This window comes from Bacillus sp. FSL M8-0049 (assembly GCF_038593355.1).
GTDB lineage: Bacteria > Bacillota > Bacilli > Bacillales > Bacillaceae > Bacillus > Bacillus safensis.
Genome location: NZ_CP151986.1, coordinates 3,050,673 through 3,073,050, shown reverse-complemented (window position 1 = coordinate 3,073,050; position 22,378 = coordinate 3,050,673). Strand labels below are relative to the sequence as shown.

The following is a 22,378-nucleotide window of genomic DNA, read 5'->3' as shown; positions in this document are numbered from 1 at the left end:
TGTTCAGGAACAGACGGTTTGTGTTGTGATGATTATTTTTGGTCTTCTGTATTACGGGTCAAGACTTTGTCAATGAGTCCGTATTGAAGTGCTTCTTCCGCTGTTTTGAAGTTGTCACGATCTGTATCGCGCTCAATGACTTCAATTGGCTGACCAGTACGTTCAGCAAGTACTTGGTTCAGTTTATCGCGTAAAGAAAGGATTCGTTTTGCCGCAATTTCAATTTCAGTTGCTTGACCTTGGGCACCGCCGAGTGGTTGGTGAATCATGACTTCACTGTTTGGAAGAGCATAACGCTTACCTTTTTCACCAGCAGCAAGCAGGAACGCACCCATAGATGCAGCCATACCAATACAAATAGTTGATACCTTTGGTTTAATAAATTGCATCGTATCGTAAATGGCCATACCAGCTGTAATTGAACCGCCAGGGCTGTTAATGTAGATAGAAATATCTTTTTCTGGATCTTCAGCTTCTAAGAAAAGCAGCTGTGACACGATGGAGTTGGCAACATTGTCATCGATCGCAGAACCAAGCATGATAATACGGTCTTTTAAAAGACGAGAATAAATGTCGTAAGCTCTTTCCCCACGATTTGTTTGCTCAATGACTGTAGGTATTAAATTCATAATGTTCCTCCTTCACCTTTTAGGTAAGTATGTAATTCAATGATACATTTTTGGTCAATAAAGGTCAAACAAAACGCTGACCTAAATTCAAATACCCCTATCCATTTTCCCCAAAATCATTCCACTTCAAACCAGCATATTATTCTATGTATCCAAAAGAAGAAAATACATCATCAAGACGAATGATTAATCATTGCTTTCTTGCAGCATTTCCCTTATAATTTGATATGCTGACGTTCAAAAAACATATCGTGCGCTCGTAGCTCAGTTGGATAGAGCGGTGGTTTCCGGTACCACGTCTGCCGGGGGTTCGAATCCCTCCGAGCGCGTACTTGACCTTGCTTACGATGTTAAAGGTCTTTCATGAACCCCTCTTCATATGGAGAGAGGTTTTTTTGTTTTCATTCGGGTTTATCGTTCACTAGGGTGAGGGAAGTGAAAAAATGATCTGATTGCATGCCAGCAACATCTATCCGAATATAATAAAATAACCCCCACTCTTAACATAAGAATGGGGGTTATTGCTATAAAGGAGTTACCTGCCTTTCTGGCCTTTCCTGTAAATAGCCGCAGGTATAATTGTTAGAAGAACGATGATACTTCCGATCACTGATACAGTATTTTTTATTGTATTGTCATTCACGGTGAAATTTGTCACAATCATTGCTGCCAGACAAAGAATGATGATTAAATAACTGTATTTCTCCAAGTCTTTCACAAAATATCCCTCCAATATGAAGCTGAAAATAATATTATGACTAATTATACAAAAATAAATAATAACGGGTTATATTGGATGTTTGCTCATGAGAAGGCGTTATGTTCATGTCCCTCCATGAAATACTGGACGTAAGCCTCATTTTTTCCCTTTTCAGGCGTATTTGTTGAGCCGGCTTGCTGTATATGATTAACATGGAAGGGAATTGACAATGAGGAGGAATTTCTTGTGGCGAAGATTTTATTGATTACGTTTCCAGCTGAAGGACATGTGAACCCTATGTTAGGAATGATTAAAGCATGGGCTGATCGAGGCGATGAAGTGCATGCGGTCACAACTGTACATTATGAGGAACGAATCAAACGCTTAGGCGCTCACGTACATATACATCCAGACTATATTCGGACATTACATGTGGAAGAAGGAGATTTAGATTCTATGCAGCCGTTCTTTCATGCCATGCTGCAAACATCCTATGATATTTTAGAGGTGGTGGAAACACTTTCTGAGAAGCATTCATTTGATTTGGTCTATTTTGATATGTTTGGGGCAGGGGAGCTTGTTCGAGATTATTTGCACATTCCAAGCATCGGTTCCAACCCATCTTTTGTGCTGCAAGAGGCGCATTTTGATACACCGCTATACAGAAAGGATGAGAAAGCCGATCATCTGTTAGAAAAAATACAAGAGCGTTTTGGCGTTCAGCCAACGCGTTTGATGCAATTTATGAAAAACCGTGGAGAACTGAATATCGTCTATACAAGTGAATATTTCCAGCCTTCTGTTGATTCATTGAACGATTCGTTTGTTTTCATTGGACCGAGCTTTCTAAAAAGAGCCGACCAGCATGATTTCCCGCTGGAAGCACTTGAGCAAGAAAAAGTCGTTTTCATTTCCATGGGCACCGTTCTTGGGGATACAGAAGCATTTTTTAATATGTGTATAGATGCTTTCGAAGACTTTGACGGAAAAGTGATTATCGCAACAGGTGAAAAAGTAGATCGTTCTCTCTTAAAAGAGGCGCCTGCTCATTTTCTGATCGAGCCTTATGTGCCGCAGCTTGAAGTGCTCGAACTGACAGATGTGTTTATAACGCACGGCGGGATGAATAGTGTCAATGAAGGTATTCATTACCACGTTCCGATGGTTGTCATTCCAGTCGATAAAGATCAGCCGATGGTGGCACAAAGACTGACCGAATTATCTGCTGCCTGTACACTTGATAAAGATCAGCTGACACCAAAGCAGCTAAGAGAAACTGTTGAGAAGGTTTTAGGCAGTGACACGTACCGTGCGGGGATTGAGAAAATTGAAGAAAGCTTCCAAGCGGCAGGTGGAACAGAAAAAGCATTAAAGGTGATCGACCAATTTATACAAGCGAAACAGACTCAATCATGAGTCTGTTTTTTTATGAAAAGACGTTGTATTTCCCATTTCTGTATGCTAATATTCAATTCGTAATCATTTCGATTAATAATCGTAATGATTACGATAATGTTGAATTGGGGGAAGTACATATGAAGGATCAACCTGTTTACATAAAAAAGAAATATGAGAAAAGGCATCCCTATGTGACATACACCTTGATGCTGTTTTCAGTGATGGCTTGTTTTTTATTGGCATCATGCTCTGAAAACAAAGCATCTTCCAGCAATGATAGAGAAGAAGATGAGCTCGTGTATGCAAGTACAAAAGATATCAGGGACATCAATCCCCATCTATACGGTGGAGAGATGGCTGCTCAAAATATGGTGTTTGAATCGCTTGTCGTCAATACAGAGAAGGGCGTTCAGCCTGCCTTAGCGAAAAGCTGGGACATATCAAAGGATGGAAGGACCTACACCTTTCATCTTCGAAAAGGTGTGACTTTTTCAGATGGTGAGCCTTTTAATGCAAAGGCAGTGAAATTGAATATTGATGCTGTCGTCAAAAATATTGAAAAGAACGCTTGGCTTAATCTCGTATCTGAAATCAAATCCACAAAGGCGGTAGATGACGATACATTTGTTCTCACGTTGAAAGAGCCTTATTATCCTACGTTAGAAGAGCTGGGCTTAACACGCCCCTTCCGTTTTATTTCTCCAAAAAGCTTCATTGATGGAACGACTGCAAAAGGAGTTAAAAGCTATGCAGGTACAGGTCCTTATGTACTAAAGGAACATAAGAAAAATCAATATGCCGTTTTTGAAATGAATGACCACTATTGGGGGCAAAAGCCGAAAATTTCAACTGTGAAATGGAAAGTCATGCCGGATCACCAAACCATCTTACTTGCGCTTCAAAAAGGAGAGATTGATCTTTTATTTGGAGCAGATGGTGACATGATTGATGGAGACTCATTCCAGGCTTTAAAAGAAGCAGGGCAATATGGTGTCACCATGAGCCCTCCTGTTGGTTCAAGATCGATTGTGATTAATTCAAACCAGACAATCACAAAAGATCCGAAAATAAGAGAAGCTTTTCAATACGCCATTCAAAAGGACATGATCACTGAAGGCATTTTAAATGGAACGGAAAAGGTGGCACACACATTGCTTGCTCCTTCTGTCCCTTACGCAGATATTCCACTGAAAAAGAAAACTTATCAAAAGAAGAAAGCAGAGGCAATATTGGATGAGGCAGGCTGGAGGATGAAAGAAGACGGGTATCGCTATAAAAATGGCAAACTGCTGAGTGTGGCTATTTACTATAATTCCGATAATGCAGGGGAAAGAACGATCAGTGAATCGATTCAACAAGACTTCAAGCAGGTGGGGATCAAGCTGGATATTAGAGGAGAAGAAAAACAGGCATTCTTAGATCGCCAAAAAACAGGAAAGTTCGATCTGATGTACTCGCTGTCTTGGGGGCTTCCTTATGATCCACAAACTTATGTCTCTTCATTCCGTGTAGCATCCCATGCTGATTATCAAGCTCAATTAGGACTGAAAAAGAAAAAGTGGCTGGACGAGACGATTACGGAAGTATTAGTAGAACCAGATGAGCAAAAGCGGAAACAAATGTATCAAGAAATATTAACGTATATCCATGATGAAAATGTCTACCTCCCAATCTCTTATTCTGTGACAAAGGCTGTTTATAATAAGCGCCTGAAAGGCGTAGGTTTTCATGTGTCTCAGTATGAAATCCCATTTGACCGTATGTATTTTGCGTCATAAAACGGAGGTAGAGACATGACTCGCTATCTCTTAAAACGAATAATGATGCTTTTCCCGCTTATGATCTTCATCACCTTCTTTGCTTTTGTACTGCTGACGATGCGGGCAAGTGATCCAGCAGAGGTCGCTTTGCGGGTGAATCAAGTCACTCCAACAGAAGAAATGATTGAATCGATGCGGCAGGAGTTAGGCTTAGACCAGCCATTTTTCATCCGATATGCGACATGGCTTAAAAATGGATTAACAGGTGATTTTGGCAGGAGCTATGTCACGCAGGAGCCCGTTTTTGATCTTATCATGGAGGCGCTGCCTGCGACATTGCAGCTTGCAGGAGCAGCGCTCTTTTTTATCATAGTGCTCAGTTTATTGTTCGGGGGGATCTGTGCATATGCTGCTCACACTTGGGTGGACCGTTTATTGAGAGCCTTTGTGTTTATCGCCGCTTCAATGCCTAGTTTTTGGCTGGGAATTTTGTTGATTTGGCTTTTTTCTGTCAAATTCAATTGGGTTAATACGAGTGGAATGGAAGGGTTCAAATCGATTCTTCTTCCAGCTGTCACATTATCATTAGGCTACTTATCGACCTATGTGAGACTCATACGTAATCAAATTCTAAAATTTCAGCACGAGCCCTTTGTTTTTTATGCAAGAGCACGTGGTTTAAAGGAACGAACCGTTCAACTGAAAGTCATGAGGCATGCCCTGCAATTAGCGGTAACAGCACTTGGCATGTCTATTCCAAAGCTCATTGCGGGAACCGTCATTATTGAGAACCTTTTTGCTTGGCCAGGGGTTGGCCGGTTGTGTGTAACGGCTATTTTCCATGCTGACTTCCCTATTATTCAAGCCTATTTGTTTGTGATGGGGTTCCTGTTTGTTATGTGCAATCTCATCGCTGATATGATGCAAATGACCATGAATCCGCAATTGCGAAAGGAGGTATGACAACAATGATAGGGTGGCATCAATTAAGAAAAGACCGTATGGCGATTCTTTCAATCTGGCTGTTAGCGCTTGTCGCATTAGCTGGACTGTTTGCTCCAATGTTAGCACCACATGACCCAACAAATACGAACATTCTTCAAAAATATGCCGGTATCAGTCTTACTTACCCACTCGGAACGGATCATCTGGGGAGATGTGTATTATCGCGGCTTTTATATGGCATTCGGACAACAATGCTTGCGGCTATGCTGACGATGTGTATCACGATGCTCATTGGCAGCGCACTTGGACTCATGGCAGGCTTCTTTCGAGGAAAGGTGGATGGGGTTTTGATGAGGCTGTGTGATGTCATGCTGTCCTTTCCAGCAGAGGTGATGATTCTTGCGGTTGTGGGAATACTCGGACCTGGACTATTCAATATTATTTTGGCCAATGTCCTAGCGAAATGGGCCTGGTATACAAGAATGATTCGGTCGTCTGTCCTTCAATATGCGAATGAACCTTCTGTTCAATTTGCAAAGGTGACAGGCGGCAAACCCCTTTACATATTGAGGAGACATCTATTTCCTCGCATCTCAGGAGAAATGGCTGTTTTTGCGACACTTGATGCGGGCTGGGTGATCTTAAATATATCAGCACTGTCTTTTCTTGGATTAGGTGTGAGTGCACCTACACCAGAATGGGGCATGATGCTCAACGAGGCGAAGAATGTCATGGTGACACATCCAGCTCATATGCTTGCGCCTGGACTTGCCATCTTGTTTGTGGTCATGGCGTTGAGCTTTTTAGGAGACAGCCTTCAGCATGCCGCGAATCCTGCCATGCATCATACCAGAAAGAAAGGGGTGAGGCCATTTGCCTTTAATCGCCGTAAAAAATCTGTCCGTACATGATCCACAGCAGCAAAAGAATATAGTGACGAATATCACATTTTCTTTACATCAACAACGCTGTTTAGCCATCATTGGGGAAAGTGGCAGTGGAAAATCAACTGTCGCCAAAGCGTTAATTGATCTTGTCGCTCCTTCGCTAGAAGTGGAAGGAACGATCATTTTTGACGGCAAAACATTAACAAATCAAGAAGCGCATCAATGGCGGGGGAAACGAATAGGTTTCATCTCACAGGATGTCATGAATGCATTCAACCCTATCGAAACGATTGGTCATCAAATGGTGGAAACATTTCAGCAGCATTTGGGCTTACGAGGGAAAGAAGGGAAAGCACATGCTATGGCTGGGCTTACACGTGTCCATTTAAAAAATCCATATGATTTGATGAAAAAATATCCGTATGAACTGTCTGGAGGAATGCTTCAGCGTGTGATGATTGGCATCACGATGATGCTTTCTCCAGATGTGATCATTGCAGACGAGCCAACTGCATCACTTGATGCCTTTAATCGGCGTGAAGTCATCAGACAATTACACAGTTTAAAGGAAGAAACGGGTGTTACCTTAATCGTCATAACGCATGATCTAGGCATCGTTCAGGAAATCGCTGATGAATTGATGGTTATGCACCAAGGAGTAATGCTTGAGCATGGGTCAGCCAAGGAAGTGTTCACATCACCCGAGCATCCCCAAACAAAGCATTTACTTGAGACGAGGCTTCGATTATCTGCCCCTACTGAAGCACTGCGGCAGCAGAAGAGAGTGGAGGCGTTTCCATGTTGATCACAGCTATCGATCTAGTCAAACACGGTGAGAAGAAAGGTCTTTTTTCAAAACAAAAGAAACCAAAAGACCGCATATCAAATGTTTCGTTTCAAATCGAAAAAGGACAATGTGCCGGATTAGTCGGTGAGAGCGGCAGTGGCAAAAGTACATTGGCACGTATCCTGCTCGGTTTAGAAAAAATAGATGGAGGAGAGGTACAGATTGATGGTATGACAGCTGACAAATGGCGGAGGGTGAATCGGGGGAAAATGAGTGTTGTCTTTCAAGATTATCTATCTTCTGTTCATCCTTCCTTTACCGTGAAAGAGATCATAGCAGAGCCGATGCGTTTGTTAAAGCAGAATCAGAATCTGGATCAGAAGGTTTTGTCATTACTTGAGCAAGTCAGGCTGCCCTCGTCTGTACTGAATCAATATGCTCATCAGCTAAGCGGCGGTCAGCTCCAGCGAGTGTGCATCGCACGAGCCATATCGACGCATCCAGCCATTCTCATACTAGATGAAGTCTTGAGCTCACTGGATGTCTCTGTTCAAGTACAAATATTGGAGCTGCTTGAGACATTAAAACAAGAGTTAGACATGACCATGCTTCTCATTACTCATGATGTAGAAGCAGCGGTGTATCTATGTGACCGCCTCCTATTTTTACATGAAGGAAGCCTAGTGGAAGAATGCAAAAAGGACGAACTGTTTGAAGTGTCCCATCCATTTACACTCCAGTTAATTGACTCACTTATGCCATTTCAGCTTGACAAAAAATAACCAATCTTTTATCGTATACGTAACAAACGACGGAAGGGTGACCCAATGCAATGAAGTACTAATCCTATGACCTGTAAGCAAAATGAACGAACGAAGGCAGTGAGCAAACGATCCGTTTGCCATGTTTGCTGCGTTTTCATTTTTTAGCTTCGGAATAGGATGGTACAGCTTGGGAATCAAAAAATGAAGTGATTGATACGCGGGATGTGTGTGTTCAAATAGGAACAGCACTCCATACTGGATCAATCCGCTTATTTTTGTACACCATTTTGCCTCCTATTCTGAGAATGGGAGGCTTTTTCATGTCTCCTGAATATGAAAGGAGAGGATTGGATGTTATTAAAAGCCAATCAGTTAAAGGTATTTCGAAAAGATCGCTTGTTATTTGATATTGAGGAGCTCGCCATCCATCAAGGTGATCGCATTGGTCTTGTAGGGACAAATGGCAGCGGAAAAACGACTTTATTGCATGTGCTGGCGGGGCAGGAAACACCAGACAGCGGCACGGTTGCCGCCACAGCGGTCTGTACGCTGCTTCCTCAATTGAAACAAGGAGACGGCAGACAGAGTGGCGGTGAAATGACCCAGACTTATATTGAAAGAGCATTAAGCCGGCCGTCTGCCCTTTTATTAGCAGATGAACCGACCACTCATTTGGATACGGAGCATATTGAGTGGCTGGAAGATAAGCTGCGTCATTATCAAGGAGCTCTCATTGTTGTTTCACATGATCGTGCTTTTTTAGATGCAATATGTACGGAGATTTGGGAGCTGGATCATGGGAAGCTTCATCATTACAAAGGCAATTACACACATTTTGCACAGCAAAAAGAGCTGGCACATCGTCAGCAGGTGGAAGCGTATGAAGCCTATACACAAAAGAAAAAACAGTTAGAGCATGCACTGGAAAAGAAAAAGAAAAAGGCGGACAAAGCGACAAAGCCCTCCCAAAAGGTGAAATCCTCAGGGCCTAAAATTGCAAAGCCCTACTATGCAAATAAGCAAAAAAAGCTGCAAAAAACAGCCAAATCCATTGAAACAAGGATGGAGAAATTAGAAAAGGTGGAGAGGGTAAAGGACATTCAGCCGATTCAAATGTCTCAGCATACGATGAAGGAAGTAGCAAGCCGTACCATTTTGCGAGTGGAAAATGTAGATGGCAAGGCGGGCGATAAAGTGCTTTGGAAGCAGGCGAATGTGGAAGTGAGGGGTGGAGACAAGGTTGCCATTATCGGAAAGAACGGGAGCGGCAAAACGACATTTCTCCGCATGTTAGTGAATGGACACCCCGGAGTTACTCGTTCAGAGGCTGTCAAGCTAGCCTATTTTCGTCAGGATCTTTCAGGACTGAAGGCAAATGAATCGATTTTACAAAATGCGCTCAAAGAGGCGGTTCAAGATGAGACAGTGGTTCGAACGGTTTTGGCGAGACTAGGATTTAAAGGGGATGATGTGCACAAGCCTGTTGAGGTATTAAGCGGGGGAGAACGGGTGAAGACGATGCTTGCGTCCTTACTCGTCAGTGATGCCAATGTTCTCATGCTGGATGAACCGACGAACTTTTTAGATCTGGCGGCAGTTGAAGCACTTGAAGGTCTATTGAAGGATTACCCAGGTACCGTTGTGTTTGTTTCCCACGATCGCAGGCTGATTGAAGAGGTTGCCACTCGTATTTTCCATATTCATGAGGAACGTATTGAAGCATTTGACGGCACATATGAAGCCTATAAACAAAAGGAAGAAAAACCAGCTGTGACAAATAGAGAAGAGGAGCTTCTGTTAATTGATATGCAGCTGTCTGAAGTGCTCAGCCGTTTAAGTATTGAGCCGTCGCAAGAGCTTGAAGAGACATTTCAAGCATTATTGAAACAAAAAAAGTCTTTGGAGTCATAAAAGAAAACCCCTGTTTACTCTACAGGGGTTTCAGCGCGCGGACAAACCCTCGCATTCTTTGTCAGTCCTGCGTGCCGGTGCTCACGAATGTACAATTCGCTCCGCTCCGGTACTCGTCCTTCCTAGACTTCAAAGGTTTTCCATCACGCTGAAAAGAAGACAAAGGGCTAAAATAAAGATCATTTTAGCCCTTTGTCAACAATCTGAGACCCCTTTTTACTCTACAGGGGTTTGTTCATGTCGTTCTTTTTTTAATTGTTCAAGTTCACTCACTGTGACGAGCTGGTAGCCTTGTTTGGTGAGTTCATGGATGATCTTTACGGCTGCTTGGGCTGAGCTTTCATAAATATCGTGCATTAACACTGTTCTGCCATCGGCTGCATGTGAGAGAACGCGGTTTGTGATCTGCTGGCTGTTGCGGATTTTCCAATCCTCAGGATCAACATCCCACAAAGTGACCTTCATCCCAATTGCATGATTGATATCTTGATTTGTACCGCCATATGGTGGTCTAAAGTGCGTAGGTGTATATCCGCTCGCTTTCTCAATCAGCTGCTGGGTGTCCTTCACTTGTTTCACCGCTTCTTCTAAAGGCAGTCTTGTTAATAAAGGGTGATTGTAGGAATGGTTTCCGATCTCATTCCCGCCTTTTAAAATATCGGCAAGCATTCCAGGATAATATTGCACCCTGCTGCCTAATACGAAAAAGGTAGCATGTCCTTTATTTGCCTTCAGCGCATCTAAAATTTTTGAGGTTGTCGCTGGATTCGGTCCATCATCAAATGTGAGTGCGATGGCTTTTTTATTCGGGTCAAGCTTTGATTTTTGCGGCAGCTTGACGGCTTTTCTTTTTGGATTCGGTTCTTTCATTTCATTTTTATTTTTGAGTTTATCCATATATTTTGGCTTTAATATGTCCTTCAGCAATGTCTTTTTGATTGCGAGTGTTTGCGGACCAAGATCCTCTGCGGCTACTTGAGATGCAGGGAAATAAAATTCTACATATTTGTCTTTCAAGGCAAATTGACTGAAGTTTTGAGCATCAGGGGCTGTTCCTTTCTGAAGGAGAGGCTGATCCTTAGATAAGGTTTTGTCCTTCCGAAGCTCTGTATATGTAATATAGGATAATTTCTTTAAATAATTGGTTTTAGGCAGAAATAAATCTTTGGTGTCAAGAAAGGTTTTTTTCTGAAAATCAAAGTTAATCGTGAGATGATTGGTGGTTCCACTTTGCTGGCCAGTATACGTATAGGTCGTAAAGCGAATGGCAGCAGACTGCTTCGCATAATGCACCATTTCATAATCAATATTCAGTTCATAGCGTTTATTTTCATCAATATCCTTTGCTTCACTGAATGTTTTTTTGAAATGCTCTAATGCTGAATTGGCATAGCTTTGAATCTTGTCATCTAGCTCTTTTTGATGAAAAAGAGGATAGTTGACTGCATATCTCATAAATTTCCCGTCATTTACGAGAGTGACAATTTCTACGTCTTTATAGTTCGTATCCTGCTTTACATTTTTTTTCTCTGTACCGCTTGCTTGTTGATTTTGAAAGAAAGCAACTGCTCCAATGACGACTGCAAGCGCAAATAGGACGATACTCCATTTTCCCTTTACTGACACAACTTTCAAATCTCCTCTCATGACGGGTCATTCTTTATTAGTTTGACATCTGTTTGTAATATTTTTATAACATTTGACTTACTTTTGTAATTTTAGGGGATATTCATGCGAACTGTCAACTATTTTCCTATTAAACTATGAGAAAAAATGATAGGCCGTACTGAGCGGCAAAAAGAACCTCCCACCTCGATGACATACCTTCATTAATTAAAAAAAGGGGTGTACATTGATTTTTTAGAGGCTGACGGCTATAATTTTGTTGATTATGATTCTCATTTTCAAACTGACTTTTAATGAAGAAAAGGATGACACCGATTTTGCAGGATAAGCGAAAACCTCAACAAAAACGATCATCACATATTCTGTTCTTTTTGATATTTTTTCTCGCCGTCATTGGTTTAGCGGCTGCCATGTTTTTTGCTGTGTCATACGGTGCAAAAACATTGTCTCTGCAAACGGTTTGGACAGCTGTATTTGACTACCAGTCAAATGTCACAGAGCAGCAGATCATCCATGAATTAAGACTTCCACGTGTTTTAGGGGCAGCTCTAGTGGGAGCGGCGTTTGCCGTAGCGGGTGCTCTTATGCAGGGCATCACAAGAAATCCACTGGCAGATGCGGGGATTTTGGGCATTAATGGCGGTGCGATGTTTGTGGTCGCTCTCTGTTTTGCTTTTTTCCCAGGAATGCCTTATTCAGCACTGATGTTTTTTTCCTTTATTGGTGCTGTGCTCAGTACGCTGCTGATCTTTGCGATTGGAGCGGCTGGCGGCGTATTGACACCGCTGCGCCTCACTGTAGCAGGAGCGGTTGTAGCTGCATTGCTTCATGCGCTCAGCTCTGGGATCGCGATTTATTTTGACCTGAGTCAGGATCTGGCTTTTTGGTATGCAGGCGGGGTAGCTGGTGTGAAATGGCCGCAGCTGACGATTCTCGTCCCGGTTATTCTGATTGTGATCGTATGGGCCATGCTATTAGGCCGGTCACTTTCCTTACTATCGCTCGGTGAAGATACAGCGGCAAATTTAGGGGTGAAAACACGACAAGTGCGAATACTAGGAATGGCCGCTGCTGTGTTATTAGCAGGGGTTTCTGTATCAGCAGTTGGATCGATTGGATTTGTCGGTCTCGTCATCCCGCATATTGCACGAAAGCTTGTTGGTGTAGACTATCGTTTCGTCATTCCAATGTCAGCGATATTAGGCGCCATGCTGCTTGTCTTTGCAGACCTTGCCAGCCGTACAGTCAATCCGCCAAGAGAGCTTGCCATTGGCGTGATGGTGGCACTTGTTGGTGTTCCTTTCTTCTTATACATTGCCAGAAAAGAAGGGAGGAACCTGTCATGAGAGAGAAACAGCGTGCTCTTGTCGTGACAGTCGTTTTGCTTTGCCTGAGTGCGGCTGTTGTGCTGTATAGTTTAAATACCGGTACGCTGAAACTAAACCCTGTCATGGTCGTCAAGACGTTATTTGGCTTTGGAGATTTTCAAAGTGAAACGGTGCTGTTTGACTATCGTCTGCCTCGAATTGTGGTGACGATGTTAGCTGGTATTGGTCTTGGCATTGCTGGCGGCATTTTGCAGAGCTTATCCCGTAACCCGCTGGCCGATCCTGGGATAATTGGACTGAATGCAGGGGCGGCATTTGGCTTAATTGTGTTTGTGACATATTTTCACGCACTTGAAGGCAATCCGTCTCTTCTTATTCCGCTCTTTACGTTTGGCGGCGGACTGCTCGCGGCAGCGGTCATCGTGCTTCTTGCATATGACCGGCATGAAGGGCTTGTTCCTATCCGGCTGATCTTAGTTGGCATTGCGGTTGCTGCGGGATTTAGTGCACTCACCTTATATTTGTCATTGAAGCTGGATGAAGATACATATACGTTTGCTTCAAGATGGCTAGTGGGCAATGTATGGGGGAGAGACTGGATTCATGTGCTGGCGCTTCTGCCTTGGATTGTATGCCTTGTGCCGCTTACGCTGATGCAGTCAAACACGCTCAATGCATTGACATTAGGAGATGCTGTCGCCTCAAGTGTAGGTGTACGTGTCCAGCGTAAACGTCTCCTTTTGCTGACCTTAGCGGTAGGCCTCGCGAGTGCAAGTGTTTCAATGACAGGCGGTATTGGCTTTATAGGCCTCGTCGCCCCGCATTTGGCTAGACGACTTGTCGGTTCATTGCATCAGTATTTTTTACCAGTTAGTGCGCTGCTTGGCTTGTTGATTTTGGTCAGTGCCGATACAATCGGACGTTCCATCTTTGCTCCAAATGCGATACCGGCGGGTGTGGTCGTGGCCTTTATCGGTGCCCCATATTTTCTTTATTTATTAACTAAAACGAAATAAACACGAAAGAGGAACTCATCATGAAAAAATTACTAGTGTTTGGATTAACGCTCTGTTTCTTGCTGCTTGCCGCTTGCGGCGGACAACAGGAAACAAAGAATACAACAAATGAAAAGACCAATGGAACACCAAAGATTGCTTCCTTGTCTATTCATTTAACAAATGACTTATTAGCACTAGGTATCAAGCCGGCGGGCTCTGTTGTAGGAGGAGACTTAAAAGATTTCCTTCCACATGCGAAAAAGCAGCTGAGTCAGACGAAGAAGCTCGGCATTGCAGCTGATCCAGATATGGAATCACTGCTTGCGTTACAACCAGATGTCATTTATGTTGATGAAGAATTAGCCGGACAAGACTTATCGAAATATAAAAAGATCGCTAAAACAGAAGTGTTTAATTTAAATGATGGCACATGGCGGGATCATTTGAAAAAAATCGCCAAACACGTCAATAAAGAAAAAGAAGCGGATCAATATATTAAGAATTACAATCAAGAAGCAAAAGAAGTCAAATCGCTCATCAAGAAAAAGATTGGAAACGGAAAAGTCATGGCCATCCGTGTGACAGCAAAGGAGCTTCGTGTATTTAGCATGAAGCGCCCAATGGGTCCTATTTTATACGAGGATTTAGGCCTGACACCTGTCGATGGTGTGAAAAAGCTGGACAGCAAGCGCCCATTTGAAGTGATTTCTCAAGAGGTTCTTCCTGATTATGATGCTGATGCGATCTTTGTCGTTGTCAACCGTGATGATAAAGCGCAGCAGGCATTCAAGCAATTAGAAAAGACTCCGATTTGGAAGGGTCTAAAAGCAGTGAAGAAAAACCAAGTCTATCCGATTGCCGATCAGCCGTGGCTCGATTATTCAGCTCTAGGCAATAAAATGGCATTGGATGAAGCAAAAGAGATGTTCTCTAAATAATAGCAAATGAAATCAGGCATCATTCCGCATATAGGAATGATGTCTCTTTTTTTGATTCGTTCTTCTATTCATTCGGCGGCTGCATACATATGAGAGAGAACAAGCAATACCGCCCGTAAGAAGAGGAAAGGGAGGGGTTACAGTTGGAGGTTCAAAAAATTAGTGCAGGTACAATTGCAAGGCTTGTGCTGCTTTTACTGGCGCTTGTTAACAGTGCGCTAACCGCTGCGGGAAAAAGCCCAATTCCTATTGATGAAGAAGGCGTTCAGCAATTCATCACGCTGGCTTTTCTGGGAATTACATCACTATGGGCCTATTGGAAAAACAATGATATAACGAAAAAAGCACGAACAAAAAAAGAAGAATAAAAGAAAAAAGAGCCTTTCATGAATCAAAGGCTCTTTTTCATCGAAGCGTCAAACGCCTCTCCCCGCAATCATTCTTCCTGAAAGGCTTACGCCCGGCGTTCTCCCATGTTGTTGAGGAAAGCTTTTACTTCCTCAATGCTTAAACCAATTGCCTTCGCTTCACTCATTAGACGCTTCCACTCTGCGATATTTGAATCGGTCAGCTTTCTATGGGTGACATGTAACGACTTCTCTTCCTGCTCCTTTCGGTACGTTTGGAGCAGCTGATAGAGCTCTTCTTTAGGCATGCCTGATTGGACGGCACTCACAATATGCTCCCGCCATTCGTGTTCACCACCCTCAGCGTAATGAAACATCATCGTCTCTGCATCAAACAGCTCTTGTAAATCGATCTCTAATGAAGAGGATACCTTTTTTAAGAACTGGACAGATGGATTTCTGTGGACACCACGCTCAATTTTGCTCAAATATGACTTAGAGACATGAGCATCCTCAGCCAGCTGCTGAATCGAGTATCCTTTTCTCTTTCGGTAAATGCGTATCACCTTGCCTATCATTCGATCAATGATCTCCCTTCTCCCCGGCGAATAGTTCTGCGACCTTTTCGTTCATTATAAGAAATAAATTGTTCTTTATAAAATTCAAAAACGTAAGAATCAGGAAGTAAACAAAAGAAAACGAACGATTTCGTTCTTTAAAAAGAACTATAAGACCTATTATGACATTTTTCTTTGCGGGTATTATCTTTTATAATCCAATCATTAACAAAAAGAAACCATATATAACCTTTTTATGATGAAATCGGGAGGTATCTATGAATGAGAATATAGGTTTTAAGCAGCTGTTTTCTGTCATTAAAGAGAAAATGGCCCTTCTGATCCTGATTGTCCTGATCGTAACGGGCATTTCAGCCTATTATCAGTTCTATGTCTCGACTCCTGTATATCAGGCAACCACTCAAATTCTTGTTCATAAACGCAGCAATGACGCACAAGCAGATTTAAACGATATTCAGATGAACCTTCAATATACACGTACCTTTCAAGTTTTATTAAAAAGCCCAATCGTCATTGAAAAAGTAAAAGAAACACTCCATCTCACAGAATCAGCTGAAGGACTAAAGCACAAAATTGCCACAAGTACAGAAAATGAGTCTGAGGTCATCAATATTTCTGTACAAGATGAGGATCGCGCGAAGGCAGTCGCCATTGCGAATACCGCAACAGAGGTGCTGCAAGAAGAAATCAAAAAAACAATGAATATGGATCGCATTAATGTTTTGTCTGAAGCCAAGCTGTCCAACACGATTCTGATGAATTCAAGGAAATTCGTTCATATCGTTCTGGCACTAGGCGCCTCTTTATTAGGAGGCATGACACTCATTTTCTTAATGAATTTACTCGATGATACTGTAAAACGAACACATCAAATAAGAGAAGAGATCGGATTGCCGTCGCTTGGCAGTGTCTATCAGATGCAGGCAGACAGGAGGGCCAAAAAAGACAAGCAGTCCGTCATAACGGGAGGACAGAACATTGATCTTTAAGAGGAAGAAAAGAGAAAAGAGAGATTTATCCTGTATTTCTGTATTAAATCCTCACTCTGTCATTGCGGAACAATTCCGTACGATCCGAACAAACATCGAATTCACATCGATCCAAACAAGGCTGAAATCGATATTAGTGACCTCCTCCTTACCGAAGGAAGGGAAATCATTTACGGCTGCAAACTTAGCAGCTGTTTTTGCACAGCAGAACAAGCGGGTACTGCTCATGGACGCTGATTTGCGAAAGCCGGCCGTCCATGAATATTTTGATCTGAGTCATCATACCGGTTTGACGAATGTGCTATTAAATAATTGCAGCTTGGAAGAAGCCATTTTACCGACACCGATCGAGCATTTAGAGCTGCTTCCGAGTGGAACCATTCCGCCGAATCCAGCTGAGCTGCTCTCCTCTTCTGTGATGAAGCAGCTCTTTTATGAGATTGAACAGCAATATGACATGGTGATTGTTGATTCCACGCCGCTTCTGCCAGTTGCAGATGCAAAGATCTTGGCGAACCGGACGGATGGGAGCATTCTCGTTGTCTTAAGCGGCAAAACAAAGATTGCTGCTGTGAAGAAATCAAAAGAAGTATTAGAAGGAACAACAAGTAAACTGCTTGGAGCTATGCTAAATGGCAAGAAAGAGAAAAAGGGCAGGCTGTATATGTATTAAAAAGATTGATAGGTGATGTCTCCTAATCTTTAACAATGGAGGCACTCGATCCTGCTGTGGGCATAACCGGTGCCTTAGATGCTCGTCATCAGTAGTGGGATGTGAGGACGGGTTTGATGCCCATGTTACGTAAGAATAGTGATGCTTTAAAAAGGGGGAGGAGCGTTGACTTACGCCCAAAGATTATCAATCATCGTAGCACTAGATTCATATCTCATCTTAGTTGCCGTCTTTTTTGGTTTTCAATTTGTCCAAGAGGCGGCTTTAACCGTTTATACATTTGAAATGCTCGCCATTTCTTCACTCAGTCTGCTCATTGGGCACCATATATTTGCCTGCATGTTTCATGTGTACAAGCAAGTATGGGCTTATACAGGAGTAAGAGAGTTATTTTCTTTAATGAAGACCTTTGTGTGTTCTTTTTTATTTTCGATGACGATGCTGTACCTTTTCGTGCAGACATGGCCATTTCGGTTTTTATTCATCGTGTGGCTTTTTCATATCTTATTCATCGGTGCATCTCGTATGGCCTCTAGGCTATTTCATGACGGGGCAAAACGGCTTCAAGCAGAAAAAGAGCGGGCATTAATTATTGGCGCCGGATCAGCGGGGACCATGCTCGTTCGTCAGCTTCAGCAATCGAGTGATGTACATATTGAGCCAGTCGCCTTCATCGATGATGACAAGACGAAACATCGGCTTGAAATTATGGGTCTGCCTGTCATAGGAGGAAAAGAACAAATTCAAACGGCTGTCGTCATGATGGATATTCAGAAGATCATCATCGCCATTCCGTCCAAAAGCAGCCACACCTTAAAAGGGCTGTATAAGGAATGTGTCGCGACCGGGGTCAAAACACAGATCATGCCGGAAATGGAGCAGATTTTAAAAGGAACCCATGCGCTGAATCAATTACGGGATGTACAGCCAGAGGATTTACTAGGGAGAGAACCGATTCAATTAGATACGAGCCGTCTATCTGCTCATTTAAAGGGAAAAACGATCATGGTCACAGGGGCAGGCGGATCGATTGGATCAGAAATCTGCCGTCAAATTTGTGTGTTTGCTCCTCAAGCGATTGTACTTGTGGGACATGGAGAATTTAGCATTCATTCTATTTTACTAGAGCTGAAAGAATTGTATGGAGGCAGCATCAGACTCTATCCACAAATTGCGGATATTCAAGATAAACAGAAAATGAGTGAAATCGTTGGTCAATTTCAGCCGGATATGATTTATCATGCTGCGGCACATAAGCATGTTCCGCTCATGGAGATCAGTCCGAAAGAAGCCGTGAAAAACAATATTATCGGGACAAAAAATGTCGCAGAAGCCGCACACGAGCACGGTATTGAAACATTCGTCCTCATCTCATCTGACAAAGCGGTCAACCCTGCTAATGTGATGGGAGCTACTAAGCGGTTTGCTGAAATGCTGATCATGCAAATGGGGGCAAGCAGTGAAACAAAATTTGTCGCCGTTCGATTTGGAAATGTACTCGGAAGCAGAGGGAGCGTCATCCCTATTTTTAAGAAACAAATCGAGCAAGGCGGGCCGGTGACGGTCACGCACCCAGCCATGACAAGATATTTTATGACCATCCCAGAAGCATCAAGGCTTGTGATTCAGGCAGGTGCACTGGCAGAAGGAAGACAGATTTTTGTTTTAGATATGGGGGAGCCAGTGAAAATCGTGGACCTCGCAGAAAACCTCATTCACCTCTCAGGCTACACCACAGACCAGATTCCAATCACTTTCACAGGCATTCGTCCTGGAGAGAAAATGTACGAGGAATTACTCAACCAGCATGAAAAAGCACAGGAGCAAATCTTCCCGAAAATTCACATCGGCCATGCGCTGGATGGTGACCCATATGTGCTGAACCGCTTTATCCATGAATTTGACATGATGAGCGAAGAGCAAATGAGACAAGCATTATTTGCTGCCATTGAGTCACATGATATGTTGTCCGAACAGATGAAACGAGAGGAGGAGCCGCTTGTCAATGAAGAAAAAAGTCTTGTTTTGCGCAACGGTTGATTATCACTTTAAAGCCTTTCATCTTCCGTATTTCCGGTGGTTTCAGGAACAAGGATGGGAAGTGCATACAGCGGCAAACGGCCAGCTGGAGCTGCCCTATGTGAATCAAGCTCACTCAATTCCGATTCAGCGCTCTCCTTTTCATGTACGCAACCGGCTTGCGTATGTAGAACTGAAGAACCTGTTAGCGAAAGAGCACTATGATTTCATCCATTGCCACACACCAATGGGAAGTGTCATTGGCAGGCTCGCAGCCAAAGGTACGCGCAAAAAAGGAACGAAGGTTCTCTACACGGCACATGGCTTTCACTTTTGGCAGGGGGCGCCGCTTCAAAACTGGCTGCTCTATTATCCAATAGAGAGATTTCTAGCCCGCTATACAGACGCTCTGATCACCATTAATGGAGAAGATTTTAAAAGAGCCGACCGTCTATCAAAAGAGCGGACATCTGTATATTATGTGCCCGGTATGGGTGTGGATATGAAGCGGTTCGCACCTGTCGATGAAAAAGAGAAGCAGCGCCTTCGCGCAGCCTATGGCTTTTCCTCGGAAGATTTTATCGTGCTGTGTGCTGGTGAATTAAATACGAATAAAAATCAAGGGATGCTCATCAAAGCATGTGCGCAGCTGTCTAGGAAAATACCAAATATAAAGATTGTGTTTGCCGGGGAAGGGACAATGAGGCCGAACTATGAAAAGCTTACCCGCCAGCTCCATCTTGAAAATCATGTCCACTTTGCTGGGTTTTGCAAACAAATAGAGGAATGGATGCATATGAGCGATGTATGTGTTTCCACCAGCTTGAGAGAAGGGCTCGGAATGAACCTGCTTGAAGCGATGTCGGCAGAAAAACCTGTGGTTGCAACGGAGAATAGAGGACATTGTGAGCTTGTCAAACATGGCGTCAATGGTTTTTTAGTTAAACCGCAAGATGTGAATAGTTTAGCTGATTACTTGCAGCAGCTCTACGACAAAAAAGATCAGCTGCCTCTCATGGGAAAAGCGGGACGCTCTATGGCTCATGCATTTGCACAGGAGCAGACGGTAAGTGCAATGGAAGAAATTTATACAATCTATATGGATCAAGCAGAGAAGGTGATACAGCATGCATAAACCAAAGGTGTCTATGATCATGGGCGTCTACAATTGCCAAGAGACAGTAGAAGAAAGCATTGAATCTATTCTTCATCAAACATATGAAAACTGGGAGCTCATCATATGTGATGACGCATCAACAGATGGCACTTATGAGAAAGTGCTGTCTTATACAAAACGACATCCTGAAAGAATCCGCCTGATCCGCAATAAACAAAATCAAAGACTCGCTGCCAGTCTCAATCGCTGCCTGGCTGAAGCGAGGGGAGAGTTGATTGCAAGGCAGGATGGCGACGACATTTCTGTGCCTGTTCGTTTAGAAAAACAGGTTCATTTCCTCGATACATATCCTGAATATGATGTGGTTGGTACGGCGATGACAGTTTTTGATGAATCGGGAACAAAGGGTGTACGGGCACTTGTTTCAGAGCCCGATCGGAAGGTGATGGCAAGAGGGACTCCTTTTTGTCATGGGACCATTATGATGAGGGCTTCTGCTTACAAGGCTTTACATGGATATCGCTCTGTGAAAACAACAAGGCGGATGGAAGATATCGATCTTTGGATCCGCTTTTTTGCTGCTGGGAGAAAAGGCTTTAATTTACAAGAGCCGTTATATCTGGTGAGAGAGGATGATGCGGCTTTTCAGCGGCGGAAGTTTCGATATTCGATAGATAATGCCTGGCTCGTTTTGAAAGCATGCTGGCTATTAAAGCTGTCGCCGCTTGACTATTTATTTGCTCTAAAGCCGGTGGTCCGTGCCTTCTTGTCACCGAAGATCATGAAGCTTTATCATCGCCGGAAGCTGGCGTCGTCTATGCTGAAGAGGAGGGCGGTTCGGGATGAGTGAGCCAAAGCGCGTGCTTCATATTGTGGGCGGGATGAACCGCGGCGGAGCTGAAACGATGATTATGAACATTTATCGTGCACTCGACAGGAATGTCCTTCAATTTGATTTCATTACCCACCGGCAGGACGTCTGTGATTATGATGAGGAAATTCGCCGGCTTGGGGGACGCATCTTTTACGTCCCAAGTATTGGGGCGTCCTCTCCGGTTGCTTTTGTGAAAACATTGACCAAGACAATTAGGCAAACAGGGCCCTATCAGGCAGTGCATGCACATACGGATTTTCAGACAGGCTTCTCCGCACTTGCTGCCAAACTAGCGGGGGTGAAGGTGCGCATTTGCCATTCACATAATACAGCGTGGAAGCCGTCGCCAAACTGGCTGGATCATATGATGCTCAAAGGGTTTCGCCAGCTGATCTTTACATTCTCTACACAGCTTGTTGCATGCGGCGAGGATGCCGGTGTCTTTTTATTTGGACAGAAAAAAATGCAGAACGGGCAGGTTGAGGTGCTGCCAAATGGGATTGATTTATCCCTTTTTTTTCAGCCCAATCCAGAAGAAAAGGCGGAGATCAAAAAGCACCTCCATCTTCGCGAAAAAAACATGGTCATTGGTCATATTGGACGGTTCCATGAGCAAAAAAATCATGTTTTTTTTATGGAGCTGGCACAGACCTTAAAGAAGCAAGGGGTTTCATTTCAGCTTGTCCTCGTAGGAGATGGACCGCTGAAGCAAGTAGTCGAATCGTATGCAGAGAAGGCAGGCTTGATGGATGACGTTGTCTTTACAGGCGTCGTATCAGACGTTCCGCAGTATATGAAAGCATTTGATGTATTTGTGATGCCTTCCTTGTTTGAAGGTCTTCCGCTTGTATTAGTGGAAGCCCAGGCGTCTGGTCTGCCTTGTGTGATTTCAGATCATATTACAGAGGAAGTAGATTTAGGCTGCGGGCTTGTGAAAAGGAAGTCGCTGCGAGATTCCGCGCATGAATGGATGAAGGCGGTGCTTGAAGCATATCATGCAGAACCTCCTCTTCAAGAGACCATTACCTCTCAGCTTGAAAAAAGAGGATTTGATGTGAAACAGAATATTACACGTGTGATGAATCTATACGGACTGTAAGGAAGGAAGAG

20 protein-coding genes and 1 tRNA gene are annotated in these 22,378 nt (G+C 43.4%); 18 read left to right on the top strand and 3 right to left on the bottom strand.

The features are described from left to right. Positions 1–32: 32 nt before the first annotated feature. Entirely contained in the window at positions 33–629 is a 597-nt protein-coding gene (clpP, locus tag NSU13_RS15940) for an ATP-dependent Clp endopeptidase proteolytic subunit ClpP (RefSeq protein WP_024427684.1), read from the bottom strand. A gap of 253 nt (positions 630–882) precedes the next feature. Here clpP and NSU13_RS15935 point away from each other — a divergent pair. From NSU13_RS15935 to abc-f, 8 genes are all read left to right on the top strand, one after another. Further along, positions 883–958: transfer RNA gene (locus tag NSU13_RS15935), tRNA-Arg, on the top strand. Between the two features lie 617 nt (positions 959–1,575). Next, positions 1,576–2,745, top strand: coding sequence for a macrolide family glycosyltransferase (locus NSU13_RS15930; RefSeq protein ID WP_070326049.1), 1,170 nt, complete (start codon positions 1,576–1,578; stop codon positions 2,743–2,745). A gap of 119 nt (positions 2,746–2,864) precedes the next feature. Beyond that, positions 2,865–4,505: a nickel ABC transporter substrate-binding protein gene (nikA, locus tag NSU13_RS15925; RefSeq protein WP_034281015.1), complete on the top strand. Its 1,641-nt coding sequence runs from the start codon at positions 2,865–2,867 to the stop codon at positions 4,503–4,505. 15 nt (positions 4,506–4,520) lie between these two features. Further along, positions 4,521–5,450 carry a nickel/cobalt ABC transporter permease gene (opp1B, locus tag NSU13_RS15920; protein WP_034281013.1) on the top strand — a complete coding sequence of 310 codons (930 nt, stop codon included), beginning with the start codon at positions 4,521–4,523 and terminating at the stop codon, positions 5,448–5,450. Positions 5,451–5,455: 5 nt separating this feature from the next. Further along, positions 5,456–6,343, top strand: a complete 888-nt coding sequence (gene opp1C, locus NSU13_RS15915) for a nickel/cobalt ABC transporter permease (RefSeq protein WP_034281011.1) — start codon at positions 5,456–5,458, stop codon at positions 6,341–6,343. After that, positions 6,306–7,124: an ABC transporter ATP-binding protein gene (locus NSU13_RS15910; RefSeq protein WP_046313123.1), complete on the top strand. Its 819-nt coding sequence runs from the start codon at positions 6,306–6,308 to the stop codon at positions 7,122–7,124. The genes opp1C and NSU13_RS15910 overlap by 38 nt, the downstream gene beginning before the upstream one ends. After that, the gene (locus NSU13_RS15905) at positions 7,118–7,888 is read left to right on the top strand and encodes a dipeptide/oligopeptide/nickel ABC transporter ATP-binding protein (RefSeq protein WP_061110113.1); all 771 of its coding nucleotides are present in this window, start codon (positions 7,118–7,120) and stop codon (positions 7,886–7,888) included. The genes NSU13_RS15910 and NSU13_RS15905 overlap by 7 nt, the downstream gene beginning before the upstream one ends. Before the next feature lie 333 nt (positions 7,889–8,221). Continuing rightward, a complete protein-coding gene (gene abc-f, locus NSU13_RS15900) occupies positions 8,222–9,781 on the top strand; it encodes an ABC-F type ribosomal protection protein (protein WP_342489623.1) in 1,560 nt (519 codons plus the stop codon). A gap of 216 nt (positions 9,782–9,997) precedes the next feature. Here abc-f and NSU13_RS15895 read toward each other — a convergent pair whose 3' ends face one another. After that, positions 9,998–11,407: a polysaccharide deacetylase family protein gene (locus tag NSU13_RS15895; RefSeq protein ID WP_070326043.1), complete on the bottom strand. Its 1,410-nt coding sequence runs from the start codon at positions 11,405–11,407 to the stop codon at positions 9,998–10,000. A 317-nt stretch (positions 11,408–11,724) separates the two neighbouring features. Here NSU13_RS15895 and NSU13_RS15890 point away from each other — a divergent pair, with 317 nt between their 5' ends. From NSU13_RS15890 to NSU13_RS15875, 4 genes are all read left to right on the top strand, one after another. After that, positions 11,725–12,753, top strand: coding sequence for an iron ABC transporter permease (locus NSU13_RS15890; RefSeq protein WP_218012078.1), 1,029 nt, complete (start codon positions 11,725–11,727; stop codon positions 12,751–12,753). After that, a complete protein-coding gene (locus NSU13_RS15885; RefSeq protein WP_061110110.1) occupies positions 12,750–13,751 on the top strand; it encodes an iron ABC transporter permease in 1,002 nt (333 codons plus the stop codon). Before NSU13_RS15890 ends, NSU13_RS15885 begins: the two co-directional genes overlap by 4 nt. A 20-nt stretch (positions 13,752–13,771) precedes the next feature. Continuing rightward, positions 13,772–14,671, top strand: coding sequence for an iron-hydroxamate ABC transporter substrate-binding protein (locus NSU13_RS15880; protein WP_080701164.1), 900 nt, complete (start codon positions 13,772–13,774; stop codon positions 14,669–14,671). A 143-nt stretch (positions 14,672–14,814) separates the two neighbouring features. Then, positions 14,815–15,039, top strand: a complete 225-nt coding sequence (locus NSU13_RS15875; RefSeq protein ID WP_024423530.1) for a phage holin — start codon at positions 14,815–14,817, stop codon at positions 15,037–15,039. Positions 15,040–15,125: 86 nt separating this feature from the next. Here the strand turns inward: NSU13_RS15875 and NSU13_RS15870 are convergent, their stop codons facing one another. Continuing rightward, positions 15,126–15,596: a helix-turn-helix domain-containing protein gene (locus tag NSU13_RS15870; RefSeq protein WP_024426096.1), complete on the bottom strand. Its 471-nt coding sequence runs from the start codon at positions 15,594–15,596 to the stop codon at positions 15,126–15,128. A 257-nt stretch (positions 15,597–15,853) separates the two neighbouring features. Here NSU13_RS15870 and NSU13_RS15865 point away from each other — a divergent pair, with 257 nt between their 5' ends. From NSU13_RS15865 to NSU13_RS15840, 6 genes are all read left to right on the top strand, one after another. Continuing rightward, entirely contained in the window at positions 15,854–16,585 is a 732-nt protein-coding gene (locus NSU13_RS15865) for a Wzz/FepE/Etk N-terminal domain-containing protein (RefSeq protein WP_024423528.1), read from the top strand. After that, complete coding sequence (locus tag NSU13_RS15860) at positions 16,575–17,258, top strand: CpsD/CapB family tyrosine-protein kinase (protein WP_024423527.1); 684 nt, start codon at positions 16,575–16,577, stop codon at positions 17,256–17,258. Before NSU13_RS15865 ends, NSU13_RS15860 begins: the two co-directional genes overlap by 11 nt. A 165-nt stretch (positions 17,259–17,423) precedes the next feature. Continuing rightward, complete coding sequence (locus tag NSU13_RS15855; protein WP_061110108.1) at positions 17,424–19,298, top strand: nucleoside-diphosphate sugar epimerase/dehydratase; 1,875 nt, start codon at positions 17,424–17,426, stop codon at positions 19,296–19,298. After that, entirely contained in the window at positions 19,264–20,412 is a 1,149-nt protein-coding gene (locus NSU13_RS15850; protein ID WP_327827507.1) for a glycosyltransferase family 4 protein, read from the top strand. The genes NSU13_RS15855 and NSU13_RS15850 overlap by 35 nt, the downstream gene beginning before the upstream one ends. Continuing rightward, positions 20,405–21,244, top strand: coding sequence for a glycosyltransferase (locus NSU13_RS15845; RefSeq protein ID WP_034280992.1), 840 nt, complete (start codon positions 20,405–20,407; stop codon positions 21,242–21,244). The genes NSU13_RS15850 and NSU13_RS15845 overlap by 8 nt, the downstream gene beginning before the upstream one ends. Continuing rightward, positions 21,237–22,367 (top strand): glycosyltransferase family 1 protein, encoded by a 1,131-nt coding sequence (locus tag NSU13_RS15840; protein WP_041115625.1) that lies wholly within the window; start codon positions 21,237–21,239, stop codon positions 22,365–22,367. The genes NSU13_RS15845 and NSU13_RS15840 overlap by 8 nt, the downstream gene beginning before the upstream one ends. Positions 22,368–22,378: the final 11 nt, after the last annotated feature.

Excerpts from the sequence above, each read along its gene's own strand:
- clpP (WP_024427684.1), bottom strand. The coding sequence starts at position 629 with ATGAATTTAATACCTACAGTCATTGAGCAAACAAATCGTGGGGAAAGA.
- nikA (WP_034281015.1), top strand. The coding sequence starts at position 2,865 with ATGAAGGATCAACCTGTTTACATAAAAAAGAAATATGAGAAAAGGCAT.
- opp1B (WP_034281013.1), top strand. The coding sequence starts at position 4,521 with ATGACTCGCTATCTCTTAAAACGAATAATGATGCTTTTCCCGCTTATG.
- opp1C (WP_034281011.1), top strand. The coding sequence starts at position 5,456 with ATGATAGGGTGGCATCAATTAAGAAAAGACCGTATGGCGATTCTTTCA.
- NSU13_RS15905 (WP_061110113.1), top strand. The coding sequence starts at position 7,118 with ATGTTGATCACAGCTATCGATCTAGTCAAACACGGTGAGAAGAAAGGT.
- abc-f (WP_342489623.1), top strand. The coding sequence starts at position 8,222 with ATGTTATTAAAAGCCAATCAGTTAAAGGTATTTCGAAAAGATCGCTTG.
- NSU13_RS15885 (WP_061110110.1), top strand. The coding sequence starts at position 12,750 with ATGAGAGAGAAACAGCGTGCTCTTGTCGTGACAGTCGTTTTGCTTTGC.
- NSU13_RS15880 (WP_080701164.1), top strand. The coding sequence starts at position 13,772 with ATGAAAAAATTACTAGTGTTTGGATTAACGCTCTGTTTCTTGCTGCTT.
- NSU13_RS15870 (WP_024426096.1), bottom strand. The coding sequence starts at position 15,596 with ATGATAGGCAAGGTGATACGCATTTACCGAAAGAGAAAAGGATACTCG.
- NSU13_RS15865 (WP_024423528.1), top strand. The coding sequence starts at position 15,854 with ATGAATGAGAATATAGGTTTTAAGCAGCTGTTTTCTGTCATTAAAGAG.
- NSU13_RS15850 (WP_327827507.1), top strand. The coding sequence starts at position 19,264 with ATGAAGAAAAAAGTCTTGTTTTGCGCAACGGTTGATTATCACTTTAAA.
- NSU13_RS15845 (WP_034280992.1), top strand. The coding sequence starts at position 20,405 with ATGCATAAACCAAAGGTGTCTATGATCATGGGCGTCTACAATTGCCAA.
- NSU13_RS15840 (WP_041115625.1), top strand. The coding sequence starts at position 21,237 with ATGAGTGAGCCAAAGCGCGTGCTTCATATTGTGGGCGGGATGAACCGC.